The sequence below is a fragment of the Cobetia sp. genome, from assembly GCF_983723665.1.
In genome coordinates, this window is record NZ_CFDJES010000088.1 from 6,419 (window position 1) to 12,602 (window position 6,184).

Here is a 6,184-nt window from a genome sequence, read left to right on the forward strand (position 1 = left end):
AGAGGGAGTCCGTCGTCTAGCGTCAGTCAAACGCCAGACATGAAAAAGCCCCGCAATCGCGGGGCTTTTTCATGTCTGGCAGCGTCAGCTAGCTAGCTGGCAACAAAGCCAGTGCTCAGCTTTCAGTGCGCTCGAGCCAGGATTCGACGGTTTCCGCACCGTGCTCTTCCTTCCACTCTTTCAGCTGCTTGTGGTTGCCACCACGCGTCTCGATGACTTCACCGGTGTGCGGGTTCTTGTAGACCTTCAGCTTGCGCTTGCGACGCACGCCACCGGTCTTGCTTTCCGGTGCGGCAGCAGCCGGCGCCTGGGACGCTTTCGGGTCCAGCAGGGTGATGACGTCACGAGTGGACTTGCCGTACTCGCCCATCAGCGCGTCCAGCTTGTCCTTGAATTCGAGTTCGTTCTTCAGACGGTCATCATTGCGCAGGCTTTCCAGCTGCTCTTGAAGTTTCTTGAGCTCTTGCTCTTTCTGCATGAAATCAGTCAACAGGGACATGAGTATCTCCAGGATGTCGGGACAGACAGTTGAGTCACGAAAACACGATGCTGAAAGAGGCTCGGCGATATTCATCTGCCGTACATGTTTAACAGCGCGTTTTCATAAAGACTTGTGCAGGACACTCGGGACAGTTAAGCGCCCACACCAGATCAAGGGCGATTATAGACCGAGTCAACTGCGAGGTGAAGTCTTAAATAACATGTTTCCAAAGTATGCAATCTTTCCGATCAATGCAATAGCCAGCAAAAAAACAGTACTCACTGCCCAGGCACTTCATTATCCCCTGTCACAACTGAAGACAGGCCTGCCAAAAGCGTCTCTGCAACAACATGAAGACGTCTTTACCACGATCTGATATCAGGCTTGAGGGCCCGCCATCACTGGACCTCCAATATTCACGGGATATGCACAATTCATGACAACAACCCACAAGGAAGTATTATGCAACCACTTTCCCGTTGGCGTGGCGGCGTCAGATTGCAGACTTTCGATGTAGAGCTGTCATTGCCTGCGCACCTCGAAAAGCATGCACCTGAACGAACAACAGAAGTCCATACTAAAGCAGGTGGCGAACTAATAGTGGTGCAAAATGCAACACTTTCTCCAGAAAGCGTCACTTCAAAAACACCGTCAACCTGATAGAATGGTCAAAGTTGACAAAGATTGAGCCGTCATCACGCCATTCCACTCTCCCGCCACTCGCAGAGACACTCCATGCCATTCTCCCAGATGCCGACCCGCGATACGGACTCACTTTCTCTCTGGCACCCTTATACCCAGATGCAGGACATGCCAGCGCCACTGGAGGTGGTCGGCGGCACGGGAGCCCGCATGACACTGGCGGGAGGTGAGACACTGCTGGATGCGACATGTTCCTGGTGGTGCATGATCCATGGCTACGGACACCCGCGCCTCGTCGCGGCCATTCAGCAGCAAGCGGCAGAACTCTGCCATGTGATGCTGGGCGGCATTCGCCATCGACCGGCCAAGGAGCTTGCCGATGCGCTGGTGCGCGTCACCCCCGAGGGCCTGAATCATGTCTTCTTCTCGGATAGCGGCTCGGTGGGCATGGAAGTCGCCATGAAGATGGCAGTGCAATATCAGCAACAGCGCAAAGACCGCGATGACACGCGCGGACGAACGCGCATGCTGTCATTGATGAAGGCCTATCACGGCGATACGGCGGGCTGCATGGCAGTGTGTGACCCCGAAGAAGGCATGCATTCCTTGTTCGCCGATTTCCTGCCCAGACACCATTTCGCACCGGCGCCGACTGCCGGTTTCAGCGCCAGTCGTGAAGAGGTAGCAGACGATATCAGCGCATTGCGCGCCTGCCTGGAAACACACCAGCATGAGATAGCGGCATTGTTGATGGAGCCTCTGTTACAGGCGGCAGGTGGCCTCAACATGTACTCGCCCTACTATCTCGAGGCGGCACGCGAGTTATGTGACGAGTTCGGGATCGTATTGATCTTCGATGAAGTCGCGACCGGTTTCGGTCGGACCGGCAAGATGTTTGCCTGTGAACACGCCAATGTCTCTCCTGACATCATGGTGCTCTCCAAGGGACTGACGGGGGGATATCTGGGACATGCCGCCACCCTGGCCCAGAGTCATATCTTCCATGCATTTGATGGCGAGGATGCCAATAGCGCCTTCATGCACGGCCCGACCTTCATGGGCAATCCGCTGGCCTGTCGGGTAGCACTGGAAAGTCTCGCGGTATTCGAGGAAGAGAATTATCTGGGCAAGATTGCCGAGCTCAATCAATTGTTGCGCGACACCCTGCTGAATTTCTCCCACCCCGCCATTCGCGATATACGCGTATTGGGTGCCACGGCGGTGATAGAAGTGCACGATGCCAGCAGTCTGGCAGGCGCTCAGGCCCATGCCCGTGAACTGGGTGTCTGGTTACGCCCCTTCGGTCGCTGGCTCTATACCATGCCGGCCTATATCACCTCGCCGCAGGACTTGCGCCAGATCACCCATGCGATGACCAGCTACTTCGAGACCCTGGAACACTGATGCACTGATTGCACTGACATACAACACGACTGCCCCTGGCGATGTTCATCAAAGACGATTGCCATCAGAGGCAAGCGCCATCAGGGGCAGTCACTCTCGAGAGCCACCAGTCTCGCAAGCTATCACCATCAGAGGCATTCACCCCCAAAGACGGGCTTCGAGTGCCTGATAATCCTCTGGCGAGAGCTGACCGACCTTGACCAGCTTCTTGAGGAAGTGTCGATAGCGACGCGCGACCTTGCGCCGTGCCAGCCAGGCGACACTGGTCGCCAGCGGAATGAAGTCAGGATTCGAGATACCGTCGATCAGCCACAATCTGGGCGGCTGGTCGTCGCTGAACTGGACCACGATATTGCGATCATTGAGATCAGACGGAATCAACCAGCGTTTCTCGAGATAGCGATAGAGATTGGCCAGCTCGCTCACCAGCACCTCGGCGCTCAGGCGCTCGGGGGTCTCGAGATGCACCTCGCGCAGTCGGCGTGACGTGGAGCCGTCACTGTCGAGAATCAGATCGAAGACCAGCCCGAGCCCCTCGGCGGTGGCGACACTGCCGTGGTAGGCAGGCACATAGGACCAGTCGCGCATGCCACGTCTGACCAGGCCCTCGAAATAGCGTTGCTCGCGTTCATTCTGGCGGCTGCCCTTGTCAGGGTAACGCGGGACCTTGATGCAGCGATGGGGGTCGTTCGGGTCCTGATAGACACGCCGATCATTTCCCATGCCGATGACGCGGGCATTTTCCAGCTCCAGCATGCGCACTCCTGTTGAATAACGCCTGCGACTGCAGCCGCCGGGCAGCGTGGCATTCTACAAAAAGCCGTCATGGCACGCCAACTTGTGGCATTTGGCAGCGCCCACGTTCATCGGCCATTCAGCTTGCGTTGCCCTTCTGGTAAGATAATGCGCCGTTTTTGACGGCATTCAGGAGGAAGCCGCAGGAACACTGCGACAGCAAGGCATTCGTCACGAATGTACACGTCATGCGAGGCATTGCCCCGGGATCGGGTGGCCACGCACCCACAGTTCGCCCGCTCTGTCCGCAACACTCCCAAAGCTGGCACAACCCCACATAGAGGTACTCGCATGAATGCGGTAATTCTGGCCGTCCTGGTCATGGTCGGCCTGTCGTTGGCTCGCGTCTCGGTCGTCTTCGCGCTGGTCGCCGGCGCCCTGGTCGGCGGTCTGTTCAGCGGTCTGTCTCTGACCGACACGCTCGGCGCCTTCAATGACGGTGTCGGTGGCGGCGCCAAGGTCGCGCTGGCCTACGCCACCCTCGGTGCCTTCGCCGTCGCCCTGTCTCGCTCCGGTTTGCCGGACCTGCTCGCCGCACGCCTGATCGGCCTGCTCAATGGCGAAAGCACGCCGCGCCGCCAGACGGCCATCAAGTACGGCCTGCTGGGCAGCGTGACTCTGGTCGCGATTTCCTCCCAGAACCTGATTCCGGTCCACATCGCCTTCATCCCGATCCTGATTCCGCCGCTGCTGGTCGCCATGAACCGCCTGCGCCTGGATCGTCGTGCCGTGGCCTGTGCACTGACCTTCGGCCTGACCGCGCCCTACATGCTGCTGCCGGTCGGTTTCGGCTCCATCTTCCTCAACGACATCCTGCTGGCCAATATCAATGAGGCCGGCCAGTCGCTCGGTCTCGACGTGACCCGCGGCATGGTGCCGATGGCGATGGCGATTCCGGTCGGCGGCATGTTCCTCGGCCTGCTGACGGCGCTGTTCGTCTCCTACCGCAAGCCGCGTGACTACGCGACCCGCGAGATCAAGTCCAGCAACGTACCGCACCACACGCCCATGCACACGCCGTCCAAGAGCGGCCTGATCATGGCAGGCGTCGCCATCATCGCCGCCCTCGGCATTCAGCTGTATTCCGGCTCGATGATTCTCGGCGGCCTGGTCGGCTTCGCCATCCTCTCGCTGGGTGGCCTGTTCAAGTGGAACGAAGCGGATGACCTCTTCACGTCCGGCATGCGCATGATGGCGCTGATCGGCTTCATCATGATCTCGGCGGCAGGTTTCGCTTCCGTGATGAAGGCCACCGGCGACATCCAGACCCTGGTCGACGCCTCCTTCCACATCATCGGTGACAACAAGCCGCTGGCCGCGCTGGTCATGCTGATGGTCGGCCTGTTCATCACCCTCGGCATCGGCTCCAGCTTCTCGACCATTCCGATCATTGCCGCCATCTACGTACCGCTGGCGCTGCAATTCGGCTTCTCGCCGCTGGCCACCGTCGCGCTGATCGGCACCGCCGCCGCGCTGGGGGATGCCGGCTCACCTGCCTCTGACTCGACCCTCGGCCCGACGGCCGGCCTGAATGTCGATCAGCAGCACGACCACATCTGGGACAGCGTGGTGCCGACCTTCATCCACTACAACATCCCGCTGATCGTGTTCGGCTGGGTGGCCGCGATGACGCTGTAATCCGCTGAGCGACAGTCTCGCGCCCAAGCGAGATGCCAGACATGCCAACGCCCGACAGAGAGGACCTTCCTCACTGTCGGGCGTTGTCGTTGCGGAGCCGGCTCAGGCGCAATGAATGGGTACCGCCACTGGACAGCCATCCAGTCTTTTAGCATGATGCGCGCATGCGCAAGATCCTCCACGCCGACTGCGATTGCTTCTATGCCGCCGTCGAGATGCTCCGCCATCCCGAGTGGCGCGAGGTGCCCATCGCCATCGGTGGCCGCACCGAGCAACGCGGTGTCATCGCCACCTGCAACTATCCCGCGCGTGCCTTCGGCGTACGCTCGGCGATGTCGACTGCCCGCGCGCTGCGCCTGTGCCCTCAGCTGATTCTGGTGCCACCGGACTTCGAGCGCTACCGCGCCGTTTCCGCCGAGATCCAGGCACTCTTCCATGAGCTGACGCCCCTGGTGGAGCCCCTCTCGCTGGATGAGGCCTATCTGGATGTCAGCGCCGTGACTGACTTTCAGGGCAGCGCCACCTGGATGGCGCGCTGGCTGAAGGAAGAGGCGCTCAAGCGCACCGGCATCACCCTCTCCCTTGGCGTGGCCGCCAACAAGTTTCTGGCCAAGATCGCCAGTGACTGGGAAAAGCCCGACGGCCTGACGGTGATCACGCCCGAGACCAGCGACGCCTTCATCCGCCAGCTGCCCGTCGGCAAGCTGCACGGGGTCGGCCCAGCGACGCTGGCGCGCCTGACACGCCTGGGCATCACCACCTGCGAGGACATGCGCGGCACGCCACTGACGACACTGGCCGAGCACTTCGGCAAGTTCGGCACCCGCCTGCACGAACTGGCGCACGGCATCGATGAGCGACCGGTACGTGTCGAGCGCGAGCGCAAGTCGATCAGTGTCGAGCACACCTTCGATCACGACCTGCCCGACCTGCCAGCCTGCCTCGAGCGCCTGCCCGCCCTGCTCGAACGCCTGACCAGCCGTCACGCCCGCCATGACCAGCCGGTGCTGGCCAAGCAGTTCGTCAAGATCCGCTTCAACAACTTCGAGAGCACCACGCTGGAAAGCCTGCTCCCCGCCTCGACCACCACGCTGCCGAGCGCCAACAGCTTCGCCCTGCTGATGGAGCAAGCCTGGCAACGCGGCCATCGACCTGTCCGCCTGCTGGGCGTCGGCGTGCGCCTCAAGGCCCGCGAGGACGCCCAGCAGCTGGGATTGTTCTAGC

General features: G+C 60.5%; 6 protein-coding genes. 4 read left to right on the forward strand and 2 right to left on the reverse strand.

Annotated features, from left to right (window positions below):
- Positions 1-115: 115 nt before the first annotated feature.
- Positions 116-499, reverse strand: a complete 384-nt coding sequence (locus AC4FAH_RS09920) for a histone-like nucleoid-structuring protein, MvaT/MvaU family (RefSeq protein WP_043336770.1) — start codon at positions 497-499, stop codon at positions 116-118.
- 444 nt (positions 500-943) lie between these two features.
- Between AC4FAH_RS09920 and AC4FAH_RS09925 the strand changes: the two genes are divergently transcribed.
- Together AC4FAH_RS09925 and bioA are read left to right on the forward strand one after the other, a co-directional pair.
- Positions 944-1,141: a hypothetical protein gene (locus tag AC4FAH_RS09925; protein WP_152965394.1), complete on the forward strand. Its 198-nt coding sequence runs from the start codon at positions 944-946 to the stop codon at positions 1,139-1,141.
- A gap of 75 nt (positions 1,142-1,216) precedes the next feature.
- Positions 1,217-2,527, forward strand: coding sequence for an adenosylmethionine--8-amino-7-oxononanoate transaminase (gene bioA / locus AC4FAH_RS09930; protein WP_279832678.1), 1,311 nt, complete (start codon positions 1,217-1,219; stop codon positions 2,525-2,527).
- A gap of 138 nt (positions 2,528-2,665) precedes the next feature.
- Here bioA and AC4FAH_RS09935 read toward each other — a convergent pair whose 3' ends face one another.
- A complete protein-coding gene (locus AC4FAH_RS09935; protein ID WP_490245966.1) occupies positions 2,666-3,283 on the reverse strand; it encodes a YrbL family protein in 618 nt (205 codons plus the stop codon).
- A 330-nt stretch (positions 3,284-3,613) separates the two neighbouring features.
- On the opposite strand from AC4FAH_RS09935, the gene AC4FAH_RS09940 reads away from it, so the two are divergent.
- Together AC4FAH_RS09940 and dinB are read left to right on the forward strand one after the other, a co-directional pair.
- A complete protein-coding gene (locus AC4FAH_RS09940) occupies positions 3,614-4,960 on the forward strand; it encodes a Na+/H+ antiporter family protein (protein WP_043336774.1) in 1,347 nt (448 codons plus the stop codon).
- 164 nt (positions 4,961-5,124) lie between these two features.
- Positions 5,125-6,183, forward strand: a complete 1,059-nt coding sequence (dinB, locus tag AC4FAH_RS09945) for a DNA polymerase IV (protein ID WP_490245967.1) — start codon at positions 5,125-5,127, stop codon at positions 6,181-6,183.
- Position 6,184: the final 1 nt, after the last annotated feature.